The sequence below is a fragment of the Shinella sp. M27 genome (genome assembly GCF_049199905.1).
Taxonomy (GTDB): domain Bacteria; phylum Pseudomonadota; class Alphaproteobacteria; order Rhizobiales; family Rhizobiaceae; genus Shinella.
In genome coordinates this window covers 233,268-249,263 of the sequence record NZ_JBLZPK010000014.1, presented here as the reverse complement: position 1 = coordinate 249,263, position 15,996 = coordinate 233,268, and the positions used below count along the sequence as shown (strand labels likewise).

The window sequence follows — 15,996 nt, the reverse complement described above, 5'->3', positions numbered from 1 at the left end:
TCAGCCCCCGTTGTACGGTTCGAGCTTGGCATAGGCGCGGTCGCGCATCGCGTACGCCGTGTCGATCATGTCGGCATGGCCGTTGCTCTCGAGAATGGCCGGCGCGTCGTAGTCGTTCCAAATCTCGGCGGCCGACGCAGAATCCTTCGCCGTTGCCAGCGACGTTTCCAGTTCTTCAAGGAAGTTGCCGAGGTCAAATTCAGGATCGCAGGTCGTATGCTCCGGCTCGGCTTCGATCACCTTGGCCGTCGGCGGCGCGGGCGGGGCAGGCGGCTTCGGCGGCGCGGGGCGCTCGACCGGCGTGATGTCGCGCAGCTCTTCGTGGTCGGCGATTTCGCGCGCCTCGTACTCGTCGCGGATGCCGCCCAGCACGTCGCCGAACAGTTCGCGAAGGCAGTAGCCGGCCGCGCGCCATGCAATCATACGTTCGCGGAATTTGTACCAAGGGGCGTCGTTCGGCTGGTTGTCCTTCCAGATCTTCTGGTTGTTCTCCCAAACCTGCTTGCGGATGGTCGGCCGATCGTCCCAAAGGCCAGCGCGTTCAGCCTGTGCCTGGGTGAACTCGACGCGACTTTCCTCGCCGGTATCGCTGCGCTTGGCATGGCAATAGCCGATCATCTGGCCATCACGCATTTCGTAGCCGGTTTTGAGGAATGCGACCTTGCCCGACTGACGGACGACATTGATCAGACCATCGCCGTAGAGCGCGGGCTTGCCGTTGATGACGGTAAAGCTGCGGAGGCTGACCATCGGTTTCATGCCAAGCTCGGCACCAGACATGATGCAAACCGCAACGGCAGCCGCCGCATCGTCTCCGGTCTTCTTCCCGATCAGCGCCGCCGGCGCGAGGCCGGAGGCGACGACGGCTCGGGCGACGCGCATGGTTTCTTCGAACGTCTGTGGGACGATGGCAATGACTTGGCCGCCGCCGGCCAGTGCAGGGACATGAGCGTTCATTATGCGGCCCTCTGTTCAGAACGGATCGCCATGCCGGCCAGTTCGACGCCGGAGCGCGCGGCGCGGTTGGCGAGCGTCTCGACCAGTTCGCGGATCTCGGAGCGATCCTTGAGCGCCATCAGCAGAGCATCGAAGTCCGTGATCTCGGCATAGGTGAAGGTGCGGAGAGCAACGCGCGCACCGGTGCGGCCGGCGCTGGTGTTGCGAGCCTGCGCTTCGCGCTCGGCATCGGCTGCTTGCTGTGCGAGCCGATCAGCCTCGGCCATGCGATCGTTATGTTCGGCGATGGCCGCAGCGTCGGAAATGCCGTCGGCAACCTTCTTGGCCGCAGCCTTCTCGGCGGCGATGCGCGCCTCTTCGGCTTCGCGGGCAATGCGGTCAGCTTCCTCGCGTGCCTTGCGCTGGCGCTCCTGCTCACGGCGCTGCTGCTCCTGCAGGTAGGCGTCCAGGTGCCGCTTGAGCTTCTTGCTCATGTCGACCGGCTCTTCCTTGAGGCCGCGCCACTTGTCGTCGACGCGTCGGCCCTCGTCGAGCGACGGCTGCTTCTCGACCTTGTGCAGGTCGGCAGCCTTCTTCGCGATCATGGCGAGCCGCTTCGACCAGATCGCGGCCTTGTCGGCCTGATCCTGCGTCGTGATCGGCGTCGTCATGAACGCCTCGGCCTGTTCCTTCTCGGATTGGTATTCGAGTGTGAGCGCTTCGAACGGGTCGGCCGGCAGGTTATGGCCGATGGTCGGCGCCGGCGGCTCATCGTCCCAGCCCGCGCCTTCGATTGCCTTCTGGTACGCCTCGTAGGATACGGGGTGCGTTCGGCAGAAGTTCCAAGCGTCGGCGGCGTCGACCATACGCTCGCCGCGCATCGCGTGCCACTGTCCGTTCTCGAACCAGAGAGCGACGGGCTCCCACTGGCCACCTTTGAAACGCGTGCGGTAATAGCCCTGCTCGGGCTGGCCTTCATGCATCGGGCCAATGTTGCCAGCGAGCGCGGCCTGCCACCAAGCCCATGGGTTTTCCTGAGACATGCTTTGCTCCTTAGATTGTGGCTGGCGCGACCTGCGCGCCGAGGCCGACGATGATTGCGAAAACGATGAAGGCGAGGATGGTGAGACCGATCGCGGTGTCGCGCGCCGTCTCCGGGTATCCGTCCAGCGGGCCGGGGTGGTTCGTCCCGCGAAAAGTGCCGAGATCAAGCGGGGCCTGAACCTTGCAGGGGACGTTGGAGGCGATGCAGGAGCATTCGCCGGCTGGGTTGAGGTCGCAGCGGTCAAGCATGAACCACCTCGCGATTGCGCTGGACGAAAACGCCTGTGTAGGTTTCGACGAGGAAGGCATCGTCAGAAGCCGACAGGATCGCGTCGGCGACGGCCTTCTGGTGCTCGGCGTGCGAGCGGATCATCGTGATCATTTCCTCGCGGGTCCTCCGGCCGTGGTCGGCGAGGCCGACATGCTTGGAACCGGGCAGGCGGATACTGGTCATACGGTCAGCCATCGCCATCACTCCGCAGCTTCGAGGAAGCGAACCGGCTCGATGACCGGCAGGCTCAGGCATTCCCGCACACCGAGCCACTTGCGTGCATTGCGTTCAGCTTCGGAAAGACCCACGAGCTGCGAGCGATACGGGATGGGGTTCATTTCAGTGAAGGCGGAAACATTGGCGCCGATCTCTTCGGCGCGGACGATGTTCGCGTAGTTGCGGCGCATCTCTGCGAGGTATTCCGCAGCGCGGACGGAGGCGTCACGACCACGGCGACCGTCACCACGGATGGCGCTGATAAGCGTGCCGATCCGGTTCGTCGTCAGGCGAAGGCCAGTGGCAATGCGGTCTGCTTCGGTCTGCATGGGTGGCTTCCTCAGGTGATCGTCTTCGATATCCGCCGCATGGGAGAGGCGGATGCCGAAGGGGATCAGGCGTCGATGCTGACGATGCAGGTGTTGACGTCGGTTCCGCTGGACTTGAACGACCCTTCGGGCAGGCGCTTGATGGTGCCGCCGTTCGCCGCGACGAACTCGCGGAACTCAGCCGTAAGCTTGTTGTCGCGGAACGTGACGCTCGCCGACATGATCGCGACGAGGCGGCCGCCCGGCTGCAGGAACTTGAAGGCGTGCATGACGTGGCGGATGTCATGCTGCTTCGCGAAGGGCGGGTTCATCACGACGCGATCAAACGCCTTGATCGGCTCGGCGGCGAGAAAGTCACCGATGTTCAGCGGGTAATCCGTCAGCTTTTCGGCACGTTTAGCGTCGATTTCCCAGCAGGTTACGTGCGCGCCGGCCTGACGGGCAGCGGCGGCAATGCGACCGATGCCAGCGCTGGGTTCAAGGACGGACATGCCGGCCTGAACGTCTGCGAGATCAACGACGGTTTCGGCGAGCTCGGAAGGCGTGTCGAACTGGCCAAAGTCCTGCTTGGTGCGGCTGTACTCGCCGGTGAGGATGATCGGTTCCAGAGCGTCATTGGCATCGCCTTCGAAGACGTGCGCCTTTGCCGAACGGTTCCACTTGCCGCCAGCGGCCTGCAAGACCTTGTCGGTCTCGGTGTAGAGTTTGCGGTCAAGCTGACCGGTGAGGAAGACGCGCGAGCCCTCCACAACGGCGGCGTCCAGAACCTTCAGCACATTCTCGGCAATTTGCGGCATTCCCTTACTCCTCGTCTTTCCCGGTGGTCGGGAGGTGATGAGGAGAAATTACCGAAATGGTAAGTAACCGTCAATAAGCAAATTGCCGAATTGGTAATTTTGTTGAGCGGGTGCCGAAACTAGCCAGAATCGCGCCCACGAAAAAGCCCGCCGGTGAGGGCGGGCAATAAATCATTTCGGTCTCAAGCGTTGTTTGGAGGTGGCGACTCGAGAGCCCGCCGGACAACCAGAGAGCCAACGCTTTCTACCCCTGCACCGTCCACTATCACTTGTATGTCGACTATCCCGTCTTGCTTAGCTTCAATGCTAAGGCCCGTAGGATAAAGCACTGCAGGCAGGTTTGGATCGGTAACATTCATGTCAAATGTGGCAGACGAAACCGTATGTTGCTCTCCCGGTTTCCCATACAGAACCAAAAGCTCGATCTTGTGTACCCCTGCGTGAAGCCCAAATATTTCGATATAAGTGCCCAGATGAACGTGTGTGGCGGCGGCGGCGATCTGCGCACTACCCGCATAAACTCCTATAAGAAGAAACTTCCCATTGTGCTCGACTCTTATGTCGTCACAGTAAAGAATTCGCGCGGCTACCACTTCTGGGTTCCTTGTACTCGGTTCACCACAGGCACAGAGATCTCATTATTAGCGCTCGGCGACCTCGCCTCGCGCTCAGACGTTTGCCATTTCTCTTCGCGTTGTACGAAGTAATTGCGAGATGCTGATGCATCCTTTCGGCGCATTGAGAATTCGATGTCTGCGTCAAGCGCCCACGCTAAATCCGCAATCGATCTCAGGGTCAGGTTCGTAGCTCCAGTCAACCGCCGATTTAATGCAGCTTTATCTACGTCGAGCATCTGAGCGAGCTTACGCTGCGTCATTCCTTCAGTTTTCGCCGCCTCAGTAAAGGCATTCTGTATCTCACGATGCACCTTAGCGACAAACCGGCCGTTCTTCCGCTTCCTGTCGCTAGTTGGCATCCGATAGGACGTCGTCATAATTGTAACTCTCAATGCTTTTGGGTTCGTCGAGATCAAGCTGAGTTCGTATGAAGTGCGTGCGAGCCATATAGGCGCCGTATGCATTTTTTAATTCAATCTCGTCCTTCGTATCTCCGTAGCAACATATGAAAACGTCTTTCTCCGGCACCCAACCAAATATTCGAACATCCAATGTTTTAAATTCCCAAATATGGAGGTCTGGTGTCCTATGAAGTTTTTTAAAGCGTAGGTCTGGGTCCATATCCGAGCCGATTACGTATTCGTGAAAGCACGCGTCAACTTGTTCGTCTGGTTCGATGTCGCCGCCAGGTATCGTCGTTTCTAGAGCCGGTAAGGTGTCATTTAGCCACGCAACGAATTCTGGGGTCCCATACAGGGTGCGCCAAGCTTGTTCCGCCCCATCAAGCTCGACTTCAATTTTTACAAGCTGATCGTTTTCAGCCAGCTCTAACAATGTTGCCATATAAGTCAACAAACTCGTGTGAACAATTGGTTAAACGCTGAAATTTCCGAAGCCTCTCGGCAGTATTCAGCCGCCGAGCGTTGCACGCGGTCCCGCGCCTTGATGCACGATACAGATCTCTTTGACACGCCCGTCACGCAAGATAGCGTGATTCCGCCTCGGTACAAGAAAAAGCGACTCCCAATGCGTGCAATCGCAATATCTGGTAGCCGTTAACGAGTATGACTATTTTCCTAATTATGTTCTTGTTCTGTTCACGTTTTCGAGTCATGCTAAGGCCAGTTCAAAAGCCCAAGGAGCATGAACATGGCAGAGTTTTTCGTGGTTCAGTCCTTCTCACCGGCCAAGCGCGGCATGAAGGCCGATATCGCGGTCCAGGCAAATAGCGTGATTCAAGCCCGCCGGATGGCCGAGCGGCTGGCGCTGACCAAACCCATGGTGTTCGCAACAGTGATGGAAGGCGATCCTGAGAGCGGGGATTTCGGAGAGCCGAAGCTAATCTACTTCCATGGCGACGAGAAGCCGGAGGAAGTCGGCAATATGCAGCCCATCTAGGAGGGCCGCACGTATCATGGCGATCGTCCACCAGATCAGGCGAAAATACGATACCAAGGCTGAGGAGATCGTCGCTGAACTCCTCTATGGCCCCGGTGTCGGGACTGAACAGGAGATGCAAACTGTCATTAAACGGAAGGCGGCCGAAATCTCGATCGCCATGGCGATTCTACATGGTGGGGAATGGCGAGTGCAAATCGACCATGAGGAGCCGTTCGTCCATATCACTCGGCGTCTGAAACGTAACCGTCAATCAACCGCCACACGTGGCTGACAGCTTCGTCAGGAAGGCCCTCAATTCGCTTTAGGAGGGCTTTCACCTCGGCTTCGCCGGAGACTTTCCCGTTTCGCCCCGGTGGCTGAAACAGTTCCCAGATCGGTACCTCAAGCGCGCGTGCGAATGCATGCAGCCAGTCAAGATCAAGACCGCGCTGCCCACTCAGAAGCCGCGACACGTTAACGTCGCTCGTGCCGATAGCTTCGGCTACGTCTTTGTTCTTGAGCCCGCGAGCCTCCATCAACTCTCTGATGAAGATGCCTTTTGGCTCCGATGCCGTCTTCGTGTTTGCCATGTTGGCAATCTACTTTTCGGGCATTTGGCACAGAATAGCCAAAATGGTAATTTTCTCCGTTGACTGAAATTGCCAATATGGTAATTTCGCGCTATGGAAAAGATCAGGACATGGCGCAAGGCGCGTAAACTCAGCATCGAAGAAGCCGGTGATCTTGTCGGCGTGAGCGGCGTGCAATGGTCTCGATACGAGACTGGCAAGCGCCGGATCCCGGCTGAAAACCTGCAGGCCGTTTCCGAGGCCACGGGCATTCCCCCTCATGAGCTTCGCCCCGATCTCGCTGGGCTTGTCGCGCAGCCTGGGGCCGCCGCATGAGCCCCGAGGCCATCACCGTCATAGACGATCAGGTACACTCCGCCTTCATGCGCTGGCTGAACCTCGAAGAGGAGGTTTAGCCGATGCGCGACTTCGATAGCCCTTCCGAATTCGCCCACCGAATGAGCAACCACGACGCCGATGTCCGCAGCCTCCTGGGTCGCCTTGTCGCCATTGAAGAGCGCATGGACGAGCAGAACCGGTTGAAGAGCCTCGTCTTTGCCGAGGCGCGCGTGGCGAACATCGATATCGCGGCATTGAAGGCGGTCGTCCGCATCAACCGCTCGCTCTCGTACAGCAACTCCTCCGATCTCGAAGGGCTCACCGGTCAGGTGAAGCGATACCTCGATCTCGTCAACACGAAGCCGGGAGCCTAACCCATGTCCGATGCAAACCCAGTAGCCCGTGACCAGCTTCGCGCCTTCATCGAGCGTATCGAACGACTTGAGGAAGAGAAGAAGACCATCGCCGATGACATCAAGGATGTCTACGGCGAGGCCAAGGGTACCGGCTTTGACACCAAGGTCCTGCGCAAGCTCATTTCCATCCGCAAACAGGATCGGGATGAGCGCGCCGAGCAGGAAGCTATTCTCGACATGTACATGATCGCTCTCGGCATGGTCGACGAACCGGCCGGCTATGACGAGCCGCGCAAGTCCGCGCCGGTCGAGCGTCAGCCCGCCATGGCCCTGCGGTCGGACGGCGGCCTGTCCATCCTCACCAAGCACGAAGACATCAGAACTTCGGACGGCTCGCCCTCCGTCTCCTCCTCGTCGACGACGCGCGAGGCCGAAGAAAGCGTCGTTTCCAATAACAGCCGGCCCGCAGCCTTGGCGGTTTCCGGTGGCGAACCGAGCATACCAAGTCCCGATGCCGGCGGCGAAAAAATGGATGCGGTTCAGCGCACTCCAGGCCGGTCCGACGAAACGTCGGCATACTGCAACGCCCAATCGGGGCAAGCCACCAATACCATTCCCCAATCGGACGACGGCGCAATCGCTGCAGTGAACGGCAAGGCCGGACTGGCGAACGCCGATGGCGTTGAACCGTCGTCGTCCGACCGCCCGGCCGATCAACCTCTCAAAGGAGGCGATCATGAAGTAACCGGTATCTCCATGGGAGAACGGGATATCCCGACCTCGAACACAGGGGAGGGCGCCGCATGCGCTCTCGCCGCAAAATCCAGCATCCGCCCGCTCTGCCGGAATCCCGGCGAGACGTGCGGCGGCTACGGCCGGAAGCATTGCCGCGCCTGCGAAATGGCAGCGGCTGAACTGGAGGCAGCAGAATGACCGGGAAATCTTCATGGTGGTCTCGGGCCTCGACTGAACAGAAGCTCGCCCAGATCGACGGCGGCATTGAGTGCTTAATGTCCGCCCGCCACATCGCCATGAACCTCGGCGCCGAGCGGGAAGAGGTTTTGTCTTTCGGCGCCTACCATGGCCGCCGCTTCAAATCCCGAAACACAGTTGCCGCCGCGCGCCGTGCTGGCGCCATCGGCGGCATGGTGAAGGCCCGCCAGTGCGGCAAGCCCGACTACGAGATGGTCGCCGCTTTCGACATTTTCGGCGCCGGCCAATCCGAGCGACCGATGTTTGACGAGGTGCTGGCATGACCCAGGCTCCGCGATTTCGCGTCACCCACACCGAAGACGGCACGGTCATCATTGTCGATACCGATACCGGGAAGTCCGCTTCTGGTCGGAACCGTTCCGAGGCGGAAGCCAACCTCAGGAGCGCATCATGAACTGGATCGTCTGGGGCATCGTCGCTTTCGTAATTCTCTGCGGTGCGTGCGCCTTGGCCTTCGAATGGGCCGGTCGAGACGACGAGCGCAACGAGTATTCCGGCGCCGTCGAAGGCGACCAACTCCATTTCAATCGGCAGGCTTATCCCCACCCGGCGGCCGATTGAACGGCCGGCGCGCTCGCTCCTCCTCCCTCGGCGCGCCGGCCAACACCTTCATCCTTGGGTAATCGCCTCGAAGCCGCAGAACGACTGCGTGCACGGCATCTCCCAACGGAACGAACGAGGACGCCGAAGCCGAGGAAACCCCGGCGCCCTCTGAACCCTCAGCAGCCAATGCGGCGGCACTGCGAGGGAATGGAATTAGACGGTTCGACCCAGGCGGGCCGGACGAGATGGCTTCACAAGAGCCGGCAAGCTCATCGGAGCCATCTCGTTTCTCAGTAGTGATCCTGTCCATGACAGTTCTCCTTAAGCACGAGAACAATGGCACAGGAGGCCGACACGGTGGCGTCAAACGACCGCAAGAATTTGTCGAAGAACGACAAGGAAGGTTCAAGCAGGAAGAAGGGCATGACTGACATTTGTGCGGCCCAAAATCTACTCAGAGACGCTTTCCCGGTGCGGCGATACGGGAAGGTAGAGGCCGCATTCTATGAGGCGCATCGATTTATCAGCCGCCGCGTTCGGAAGGACTTCACCATGCGTCGGGTTCGCTCGATCTGGGAAGGCAAGGCGCGGCGGATCGACAGTGAAGAAATGGACGCCCTTCGGGCAGCTCTGGTCGAGGAGAGCAGACGTGAACAGCAAGAACTTACCGCCCGTCTGGCTTCGCTGGATGAAAAGATTGCCGCTTTTGAGGCGGCTGCGCATCGCGAAGCGCTGGCGCGACCGTTCTCGGAAATGGGCCGATAGGGCCGACTGGATCGTGGGGGATTGAGCATGCTGCAGAACAATGCACCGTTGATCGTTGACAGCTTTGCCGGCGGCGGCGGCGCGTCCACCGGTATCGAGATGGCCCTTGGCCGCTCGCCGGACATCGCGATCAACCACAACGCCGATGCCTTGGCGCTGCATGCGGCAAACCACCCCGAAACACTGCACCTGTCGGAAAACATCTTCAAGGTTGATCCGCTGGATTACGTCGCCGGCAAACACGTCGGCCTGGCTTGGTTCTCGCCTGACTGCAAGCACTTCTCGAAAGCCAAGGGCGGCAAGCCGGTCGAGCGCAACATCCGAGATCTGGCGTGGGTGATCGTCCTATGGGCCGAGCGCGCAAAGCCCGACGTCATCATCATGGAGAACGTCGAGGAGTGGAAGGAATGGGGGCCGCTCATTGAAACCGAGCGGGGCCTGATGCCATGCCCCGACAGCCGAGGCCAGACCTTCCAGAAATGGTGCAAGGCGATGAAGCGGGCAGGCTACAAGCTCCAGCACCGCGAGCTTCGCGCTTGCGACTATGGCGCGCCGACAATCCGCAAGCGCCTCTTCGTCATCGCCCGCCGCGACGGCCAGCCGATTGTCTGGCCCGAGCCGACGCATGGTGCGCCGACGGATCGCGAAGTCATCGCCGGGCGGAAGCAGGCTTGGCGCACGGCCGCCGAGGTCATTGACTGGTCTCTGCCGTGCCCGTCGATCTTCGACACGTCAGACGAGATCATGAGCAAGTTCGGCTTGCGCGCGATCCGCCCGCTGGCCGACGCCACCATGGCCCGCGTCGCGCGCGGCACGAAACGCTATGTTCTCGACGCTGCGCGACCTTTCCTTGTGAACCTGACGCATGGCGTTCGCACAGAGGATCTAGACCGGCCGTTCAACACCATCACCGGAGCACATCGGGGCGAAAAGGCGGTCATCTCGCCCTCGCTCACGCGCTTCAATACCGGAGCGACCGGTAGCGCGATGGATGAGCCCGTGTCGACGATCACGGCCAACAGCTACATCAAGAAGCCGGGCGGCGCTGCGCCACTGGGTATGATCGCCCCTTCGCTCATGAGCATGAAGGGCAAAACCCGCCGAGACCGGCCCGTCACGGAACCGCATCCGGTCGTTCTCGCCAAGGGCGAACATTCAGCCGTGGTCGCGCCACACCTCATGACCATGCGGAACTCCGGCAAGCCGTTCAACGGCGCTGACGAGCCCTCCCACACGATCACTGCCGGCGGCGCTGGCCTGTCGCTCGTCGCCCCGGTCCTGACCTATGCGCAGCAGGGCGGCGCGAACCGCTCGGTCGAGGATCCACACCACACCATCACGGCCAGCAAGAAAGACCAGAACGCCGTCATTATCCCGACCCTTGTCGGTTGCGGCGGCCGGGCCGGTCAAAGCCGCCCGCGCGGCGGCGATGAACCGCTGGCTACGGTTACGGCCAAGGCCGATGTTTGCACGGCCGCAGTCTTCGTCGCGCAGCACAACAACGACAGCCGCCGCATCGGGGGCGTGAACCCCGGCCGCGAGGCGTCCGAGCCAGTTTCCACCGTCACGGCGACCGGCGCACAGCAGGGCGTGGTCTCGGCGTTCGTCTCTCGCCAGTTCGGCCAGAGCGTCGGCCATGGGGTCGACGAGCCGTCGGCAACCGTGACGGCAGGCGTCAATAAGTCGGCCGTGGTCGCCCCATTCCTGCAGGCATACTACGGGACCGGTGATGGCGGTGAAGAGAACCAGCCGGCTCGGACGATCACGACGAAGGATCGCCATGGCCACGTCGAAGCTGTACTTAGCGCGCCGCCGTTCACCGAAGACCAGCACGACCGCGCCCGCGAGGTTGCCGCCTTCCTTCGTTCCTACGGTTTCTGGGATGATCGCGAATTTGTCACGCTGACCGTTGGTGATGCTGAGTTCGTCATCGTTGATATCGGCATGCGGATGCTGAAACCGCGCGAACTCTATTCGGCTCAAGGCTTTCCTGCCGATTACAAGATCGACGCCGACACCAACGGCCGTCCGTTCCCCAAGAACGTTCAGGTCTCCTGCGTCGGAAACTCGGTTTCGCCGCCGGTCGCCGCCGCCATCGTCGCGGCGAACTGCCAGCACATTTCCCAATTCAAGGAGGCAGCAGAATAGCCATGGCGCAGCATCTCCTTTTCAGCGAGCATATGACTGCCAAGGAAATCCATCGCCCGATCGCCGACACCTATCTCGGCCAGGCCCATATCGCCGGCACGGGACCTGAAGGCCGCACCTGCCGTGAATGCCGGTTCTGGCATGCGTGGAAGTGGCGCAAGCTGGTAGGGGGGGGCAAAGAGCGCGTAGCCACCGATCCCGGCTATTTCGGCAAGAAGCACAAGCTGACGCCTCTCGGTCTGAAGAAGGCGAAGTGCAACCGGCCTATCCTGAACAAGGCGAACCGGCTCATTCCCCATTGCGCCAAGGCTTGCCGGCTTTTCGAGCCGGCCGAGCGTCCGTTGCCAGAGCGGAGGCCGGATAATTGACCGACGCGGAACTTCTCCGAGAAGAAATCGCTGAGCTCGAGGCGCAGATTTTCCGCCTCAGGGGAAGCATGGGCAAGGCCGACAACGGCGTGAAGCTTCAGAGGCTCGCCATTGTCACGCGCCTTTGCAACCGCTGCAAACGCGCGCTGGCGAATCTGTCAGCGCGCGGGGAGGCGGCATGACCTTACGGATGAACGGATGCGGAAAGCTTTTGCAGCCGATGCTTTGTGTCGAGCATCTGAATACCAACCGAAACCTCCGCGGTGTTCGGCCAAACACGTATCAGCTCATTCCCGCTAGCAGCGGATATTTTCAGCTGCAGCACGTGCGGCCCTTCTTGGTTCCGATCCTCCCAGCCTCTGAGCGGGAAGGGCCACCTCGCTTTAGCAAGCTCGACCACTCGGTCATCGAGCTTAAGCTCCATGACGCCCATCGCGTTTCCTACGTTCAGCCTTATGGACTTTATGAAGACCGCACGTCTGTTCCAGTTCACAATTCGGACGACCATTTCGGTGGGATCATCAAGGTCTGGCGTGACGTCCATTGTAGGAGGGGCGTCGCCAAGCATGAAGTCCGTTTGCTTCCGCTGCTGGCTGAGCTGTCTCCAAGTCAGCCCTACAGCGACACCCGCCGCGATGAAACCTGCCCATCCGCTTGTTGCGCTGAGCCAACCTTGGACGTTGCAGTCTGGTTCGTCGCACAGTGGCCACTCTGGCCAGTTTGCGAGCTCTGGCAGGAACCGCATGAAAAGTATGAACATGCCGAGCGACAGGACCGTAAGCACAGTTACGCAGAAACGCTTGTCACACATGAAAATCCCCTGTTTGCCACCTGCGGATTAACACCTCACCGCTGTTCGTTACGCAATAGTTCAGATTGCCAGGTGGCGGCATGACCTTCACTGCCGCCTTTGCCCTTCACGGCCCCGACGTTCTCCAGCTTGCGGAAGTCCTCCGCATCCGCGACCAGGACGCCGACCGTCTCAAGAACTACATGATGGATTACAAGCCCCTGACGCCTCGCCAGCAAAAGCACATCAATCAAAGGTGCAGGCAGATGGTAGCGCGTCACGCGCTCAGGCTTGTGCGCGAGAAAGCCCAGGTGGCAGCATGAGCATGCCCCGCCACAACGCGAAACGTGATGCCTCCGAGCCGGCGATTGTAGCCGTGCTGGAGCGCGTCGGCTTTAGCGTTTATCGCCTCGACAAGCCGGTAGATCTCCTCTGCGGATTCCGCGGCCGAAACTACCTCGTCGAGGTGAAGACCGGCACAAAGGGTTATGGCAAAGGCCTAAACGCCAACCAGAAGTCATTCGCTGACGATTGGCGCGGCTCACCCGTGTTCACGCTTCATAGCGTCGATGATGCCGTGGCGTTCTCCCAGTCGGTCGCGCGGGGGGAAGCCTCATGAGCGGCGTCATATGGTCAAAATTCTTCTGGCAGGATTGGGAGACCGATCACGCCGTTCGCCTTAGCTCCTTCGCGGCGCAAGGCCTCTGGATGCGCATGCTCTGCATTGCGGCAGCACACGACCCGATCGGCTACGTCGCGGTAGCAGGCAAGGGTCTCGATGAAACCGGGCTCGCTCTTTTGACCGGGCGCCAGGAATCCGAGATCGCTTCCCTGTTGGGCGAACTGGAACGAAACGGCGTGTTCTCCCGCGATCGGCAAGGTCGCATCTACTCCCGGAGAATGATCCGGGACGCGCGAAAAGCCGCTACAGCGCGAAACAATGGCAAAAAGGGCGGCAACCCAAGCCTTTCAAATCCTTCGGGAAATTCCGCGTCGGATAAGGGTAGGGATATGGGGGAGGATAAGCCCCATAAGCCAAGAGCTAAGAGCCAGTCAGAAAAATTAAGAAATTTTTCTTCCGGCGCTGGCGCGCAAAAAAAATCCGACATCATCGAACTGAAGGAGGCTTTCATCGATGGCTGATCTCGTCCCTGCTGACGTCTTCGAGCGCCTTCCCGAGCGATATCGCCGACGGGCGAGGGAGATCGCGGCGCGTGTCGCTGAAATCGATATGCTGCTTCGGCGCTGCGATACGGGAGCCCTGCGTGATGCCGCCGTCCGATTGCGGGGCCAGCTTCGACCGCAGCCGGACGTCGAGATGGCCGATTTTGCCAGAGAGTTCAAAACGGCGTGCGGAGACCTTCCGGAATGGGCGGTATCCGAAGCGACGAACGACTTCCTCGCCGGTCGTGTCGAGAACCACACCGGCCAGTTCATGCCGACCTGCGCAGAATTCGCGCGACATGCCAGGGCGATCATCGCGCCATTCGTCGGCGAGAAGAACGGGCTGCGCAACGAGGCGGAGCGCTTGTTCGAGCGAGCCGAGGACGAGGCACGTCGCGCGGCGCTCGCCGTCGAGCGCGCCGACCCAGATGTTCGCGCTCGCGTTCGCGCCATGCTCGCCGCCGCCAAAGCTGGCGCACCGCTGCCCGTCACCGGCCGCGCGCACATCGGCACGACACCCGAAACCAAAGCCGAATTGGACAAGCTGCGCGTTCGCCGCCCGCACGTCTCGAAGCTCCCGGAAACCCGCCTTGTGAAAGGAAAACGGTCATGAACATCCAATCCAAACCTGAGACCTACATCACCAAGAAGGGCGTCCCCGCAAAGCGGATCACGTTCGAATGGACAGAGGAGAAGATCGCCCTGGCCGCCAAGATGTGGGCGGAGGGCTTCACCTGCCCGGCCATCGCAGAGCGACTTGGCGTGGCACGGGGCAGCGTCTCCGCCGTTGCCAGCAAACATCGTCACCGCTTTCCGAGCCGGCTCAACACCGGCAGAAAGTCAGAAGACGGCCGCCACGTCGAAGTGCCCGAATATTGGCTTAAGCAGGCTGCGGGGCTCTGGATGGGCGGCGCCAACGCTAACAAGATCGCCGAGGTGACGGGCGTCAAGCCGAGCACAGCCTATACGCGTATCGCGACCCGGCCCGATCTTTTCCCAGAGCATCGCTTGCCCGAACCGGTGCGGTCGGTCCGGAACGAAACCAATCTCGGCGACAACATCGTCATCCACCACGTCAAGCGGACGTACGTCACTGGTGAGGTCCACACCATGCCGCGGGTTTCCATGCTCTGCGGCGAGGGGAGATGAGAATGAGCAAGATCGAGGAAGTCGCCAAGGCGATCTACGAGGCCGACGACGTGTGGAGCGAGGCATTCCCATGGCCGGCGATGGGGTCGAAAGAGCAATCGGCTGACAACTATCGCCGCATAGCGCGCGCAGCGGTCGATGCGCTGCGGGAGCCGACCACCCAACATGGTCCTGAAGGGCCTTGTCCGCAGCGAGCGCGACGACATCGCGCTTACGCTTGAAGAGGTCGAAGAAATCTGGCGGGCGATGATCGACGACGCACTGACCACGAACTGAACGGCGGCAACACGAGGAACAAGACCATGGCAAGCAATGAACGTTGGTACGCTGTGAAGACCCGGCCGGGAACACAGCGCCAGGCCAAGCCCAGGGTAGGCGAGGCGGCCGACCGCAAGGGCGAATTCATCATCGAACGCAATCTCCGCGACGCCGGGTTCGATATCTTCATGCCTTCGACTTATCGCGAGATCCGCCACCACAAAACGGAAGAGTTCATCGTTAAACGCTTCCCCCTCATGGTCGGCTATTCGTTCGTCAATGACCCGCACAGCTTCTGGGCACTGTCCGAATGCGAAGGCGTTTCCTCCATCCTCGGAATCGCAGGCATGCCGATGCGGATCAGCACAGGGGATGTGAAAAGCATCCGCGACGCCGAGGAGCGCGAGGTGGAGCAGATGGAGCGCCGCCGGCTCGCTCGCATCCAGAAGGAAAGGCAGCGCGACCGGAAGCTGACGCGTCGCGAGGCGAGGGAGCTTTTCCCGAAGAACCGCCGCGTCACCGTCGGCGGCCATGGGTATCTCGCGGGCATGAGCGGCTTCGTCACCGACGCTACCGGCCGCAATACCATAAAAGCAGTGATTGAAACCCTGAACGGCCTTATCCCTGTAGAGCTTGATATTGCCGACTTTGCCGAAGCAGTGTAGAAAGGTTCCACAAGGCTGATTTATGGGATGTTCAGAGCGGTATCGCCGGTCCCCAGACGGGTTTCGCCTCCCGGTCGCGTAGCGTTATTTTGCCGAAAACCAAGGGGAAGCCGCTGCGCCCCGCACACCCAAGTGACGGATACGCAACTGTCACCAGCGGCCAAGCCGGGAGGGTAGCCCATTCTTCGTGCCTAGACATTCCTTCCCGACCCATCCACGATCGCATCATGGCGAAGTATCATGTTGGCAATTGCCCTGCTTGTCGGAATGGTCGGCTGTTCCTCTTCCGAGAGGTCGAT

General features: G+C 60.5%; 27 protein-coding genes and 1 pseudogene. 18 read left to right on the top strand and 10 right to left on the bottom strand.

What is annotated here, in order from left to right:
* The 8 genes from ACOZK4_RS06485 to ACOZK4_RS06450 all read right to left on the bottom strand — a co-directional run bounded on the left by ACOZK4_RS06485 (window position 1) and on the right by ACOZK4_RS06450 (window position 5,053).
* Window positions 1–957, bottom strand: coding sequence for a hypothetical protein (locus tag ACOZK4_RS06485; RefSeq protein WP_421591144.1), 957 nt, complete (start codon window positions 955–957; stop codon window positions 1–3).
* The gene (locus tag ACOZK4_RS06480; protein ID WP_421591142.1) at window positions 957–1,979 is read right to left on the bottom strand and encodes a hypothetical protein; all 1,023 of its coding nucleotides are present in this window, start codon (window positions 1,977–1,979) and stop codon (window positions 957–959) included. Before ACOZK4_RS06480 ends, ACOZK4_RS06485 begins: the two co-directional genes overlap by 1 nt.
* 10 nt (window positions 1,980–1,989) lie before the next feature.
* Window positions 1,990–2,229 carry a hypothetical protein gene (locus ACOZK4_RS06475; RefSeq protein WP_421591141.1) on the bottom strand — a complete coding sequence of 80 codons (240 nt, stop codon included), beginning with the start codon at window positions 2,227–2,229 and terminating at the stop codon, window positions 1,990–1,992.
* Window positions 2,222–2,446 (bottom strand): hypothetical protein, encoded by a 225-nt coding sequence (locus tag ACOZK4_RS06470; protein ID WP_421591140.1) that lies wholly within the window; start codon window positions 2,444–2,446, stop codon window positions 2,222–2,224. The genes ACOZK4_RS06475 and ACOZK4_RS06470 overlap by 8 nt, the downstream gene beginning before the upstream one ends.
* A 5-nt stretch (window positions 2,447–2,451) precedes the next feature.
* Window positions 2,452–2,796 carry a hypothetical protein gene (locus ACOZK4_RS06465; protein WP_421591138.1) on the bottom strand — a complete coding sequence of 115 codons (345 nt, stop codon included), beginning with the start codon at window positions 2,794–2,796 and terminating at the stop codon, window positions 2,452–2,454.
* A 65-nt stretch (window positions 2,797–2,861) separates the two neighbouring features.
* On the bottom strand, window positions 2,862–3,593 hold the full coding sequence (locus ACOZK4_RS06460; protein WP_421591137.1) for a methyltransferase: 732 nt from the start codon (window positions 3,591–3,593) through the stop codon (window positions 2,862–2,864).
* A 586-nt stretch (window positions 3,594–4,179) separates the two neighbouring features.
* Entirely contained in the window at window positions 4,180–4,470 is a 291-nt protein-coding gene (locus ACOZK4_RS06455) for a helix-turn-helix domain-containing protein (RefSeq protein WP_421591214.1), read from the bottom strand.
* An 88-nt stretch (window positions 4,471–4,558) separates the two neighbouring features.
* Entirely contained in the window at window positions 4,559–5,053 is a 495-nt protein-coding gene (locus tag ACOZK4_RS06450) for a hypothetical protein (protein ID WP_421591135.1), read from the bottom strand.
* Between the two features lie 306 nt (window positions 5,054–5,359).
* On the opposite strand from ACOZK4_RS06450, the gene ACOZK4_RS06445 reads away from it, so the two are divergent.
* Together ACOZK4_RS06445 and ACOZK4_RS06440 are read left to right on the top strand one after the other, a co-directional pair.
* The gene (locus ACOZK4_RS06445; RefSeq protein ID WP_421591134.1) at window positions 5,360–5,608 is read left to right on the top strand and encodes a hypothetical protein; all 249 of its coding nucleotides are present in this window, start codon (window positions 5,360–5,362) and stop codon (window positions 5,606–5,608) included.
* 16 nt (window positions 5,609–5,624) lie between these two features.
* Window positions 5,625–5,882 (top strand): hypothetical protein, encoded by a 258-nt coding sequence (locus ACOZK4_RS06440; protein WP_421591132.1) that lies wholly within the window; start codon window positions 5,625–5,627, stop codon window positions 5,880–5,882.
* On the opposite strand, the gene ACOZK4_RS06435 is transcribed toward ACOZK4_RS06440, so the two are convergent.
* Window positions 5,833–6,180, bottom strand: a complete 348-nt coding sequence (locus tag ACOZK4_RS06435) for a helix-turn-helix domain-containing protein (RefSeq protein WP_421591130.1) — start codon at window positions 6,178–6,180, stop codon at window positions 5,833–5,835. The genes ACOZK4_RS06440 and ACOZK4_RS06435 overlap by 50 nt on opposite strands.
* A gap of 93 nt (window positions 6,181–6,273) precedes the next feature.
* Here ACOZK4_RS06435 and ACOZK4_RS06430 point away from each other — a divergent pair, with 93 nt between their 5' ends.
* From ACOZK4_RS06430 to ACOZK4_RS06390, 9 genes and pseudogenes are all read left to right on the top strand, one after another.
* Entirely contained in the window at window positions 6,274–6,495 is a 222-nt protein-coding gene (locus tag ACOZK4_RS06430; protein WP_130519891.1) for a helix-turn-helix domain-containing protein, read from the top strand.
* Window positions 6,496–6,578: 83 nt separating this feature from the next.
* The gene (locus tag ACOZK4_RS06425) at window positions 6,579–6,872 is read left to right on the top strand and encodes a hypothetical protein (protein WP_421591128.1); all 294 of its coding nucleotides are present in this window, start codon (window positions 6,579–6,581) and stop codon (window positions 6,870–6,872) included.
* Window positions 6,873–6,875: 3 nt separating this feature from the next.
* Window positions 6,876–7,118: pseudogene (locus ACOZK4_RS06420) on the top strand (DUF2312 domain-containing protein); the annotation flags it as partial.
* Window positions 7,119–7,783: 665 nt separating this feature from the next.
* Window positions 7,784–8,110 carry a hypothetical protein gene (locus tag ACOZK4_RS06415; RefSeq protein WP_421591126.1) on the top strand — a complete coding sequence of 109 codons (327 nt, stop codon included), beginning with the start codon at window positions 7,784–7,786 and terminating at the stop codon, window positions 8,108–8,110.
* A 127-nt stretch (window positions 8,111–8,237) separates the two neighbouring features.
* Window positions 8,238–8,408: a hypothetical protein gene (locus ACOZK4_RS06410; protein WP_421591125.1), complete on the top strand. Its 171-nt coding sequence runs from the start codon at window positions 8,238–8,240 to the stop codon at window positions 8,406–8,408.
* 318 nt (window positions 8,409–8,726) lie between these two features.
* Window positions 8,727–9,155, top strand: coding sequence for a hypothetical protein (locus ACOZK4_RS06405; protein ID WP_421591123.1), 429 nt, complete (start codon window positions 8,727–8,729; stop codon window positions 9,153–9,155).
* A gap of 27 nt (window positions 9,156–9,182) precedes the next feature.
* The gene (locus tag ACOZK4_RS06400) at window positions 9,183–11,303 is read left to right on the top strand and encodes a DNA cytosine methyltransferase (RefSeq protein WP_421591122.1); all 2,121 of its coding nucleotides are present in this window, start codon (window positions 9,183–9,185) and stop codon (window positions 11,301–11,303) included.
* A 2-nt stretch (window positions 11,304–11,305) separates the two neighbouring features.
* A complete protein-coding gene (locus ACOZK4_RS06395) occupies window positions 11,306–11,671 on the top strand; it encodes a hypothetical protein (RefSeq protein ID WP_421591120.1) in 366 nt (121 codons plus the stop codon).
* On the top strand, window positions 11,668–11,853 hold the full coding sequence (locus ACOZK4_RS06390) for a hypothetical protein (protein ID WP_050743132.1): 186 nt from the start codon (window positions 11,668–11,670) through the stop codon (window positions 11,851–11,853). The genes ACOZK4_RS06395 and ACOZK4_RS06390 overlap by 4 nt, the downstream gene beginning before the upstream one ends.
* 2 nt (window positions 11,854–11,855) lie before the next feature.
* On the opposite strand, the gene ACOZK4_RS06385 is transcribed toward ACOZK4_RS06390, so the two are convergent.
* The gene (locus tag ACOZK4_RS06385) at window positions 11,856–12,482 is read right to left on the bottom strand and encodes a hypothetical protein (RefSeq protein ID WP_421591119.1); all 627 of its coding nucleotides are present in this window, start codon (window positions 12,480–12,482) and stop codon (window positions 11,856–11,858) included.
* Window positions 12,483–12,562: 80 nt separating this feature from the next.
* Here ACOZK4_RS06385 and ACOZK4_RS06380 point away from each other — a divergent pair, with 80 nt between their 5' ends.
* The 7 genes from ACOZK4_RS06380 (at window position 12,563) to nusG (ending at window position 15,697) form a co-directional block, all read left to right on the top strand.
* On the top strand, window positions 12,563–12,784 hold the full coding sequence (locus ACOZK4_RS06380; protein ID WP_421591117.1) for a hypothetical protein: 222 nt from the start codon (window positions 12,563–12,565) through the stop codon (window positions 12,782–12,784).
* Window positions 12,781–13,080 carry a hypothetical protein gene (locus ACOZK4_RS06375; protein WP_421591116.1) on the top strand — a complete coding sequence of 100 codons (300 nt, stop codon included), beginning with the start codon at window positions 12,781–12,783 and terminating at the stop codon, window positions 13,078–13,080. The genes ACOZK4_RS06380 and ACOZK4_RS06375 overlap by 4 nt, the downstream gene beginning before the upstream one ends.
* A complete protein-coding gene (locus ACOZK4_RS06370; RefSeq protein WP_421591115.1) occupies window positions 13,077–13,604 on the top strand; it encodes a hypothetical protein in 528 nt (175 codons plus the stop codon). Before ACOZK4_RS06375 ends, ACOZK4_RS06370 begins: the two co-directional genes overlap by 4 nt.
* A complete protein-coding gene (locus ACOZK4_RS06365) occupies window positions 13,597–14,238 on the top strand; it encodes a hypothetical protein (protein WP_421591114.1) in 642 nt (213 codons plus the stop codon). The genes ACOZK4_RS06370 and ACOZK4_RS06365 overlap by 8 nt, the downstream gene beginning before the upstream one ends.
* The gene (locus ACOZK4_RS06360; RefSeq protein WP_421591113.1) at window positions 14,235–14,774 is read left to right on the top strand and encodes a hypothetical protein; all 540 of its coding nucleotides are present in this window, start codon (window positions 14,235–14,237) and stop codon (window positions 14,772–14,774) included. The genes ACOZK4_RS06365 and ACOZK4_RS06360 overlap by 4 nt, the downstream gene beginning before the upstream one ends.
* 2 nt (window positions 14,775–14,776) lie before the next feature.
* Window positions 14,777–14,995, top strand: coding sequence for a hypothetical protein (locus tag ACOZK4_RS06355; RefSeq protein ID WP_421591111.1), 219 nt, complete (start codon window positions 14,777–14,779; stop codon window positions 14,993–14,995).
* Window positions 14,996–15,076: 81 nt separating this feature from the next.
* A complete protein-coding gene (nusG, locus tag ACOZK4_RS06350) occupies window positions 15,077–15,697 on the top strand; it encodes a transcription termination/antitermination protein NusG (protein WP_421591110.1) in 621 nt (206 codons plus the stop codon).
* The last annotated feature ends 299 nt before the right edge of the window (window positions 15,698–15,996 follow it).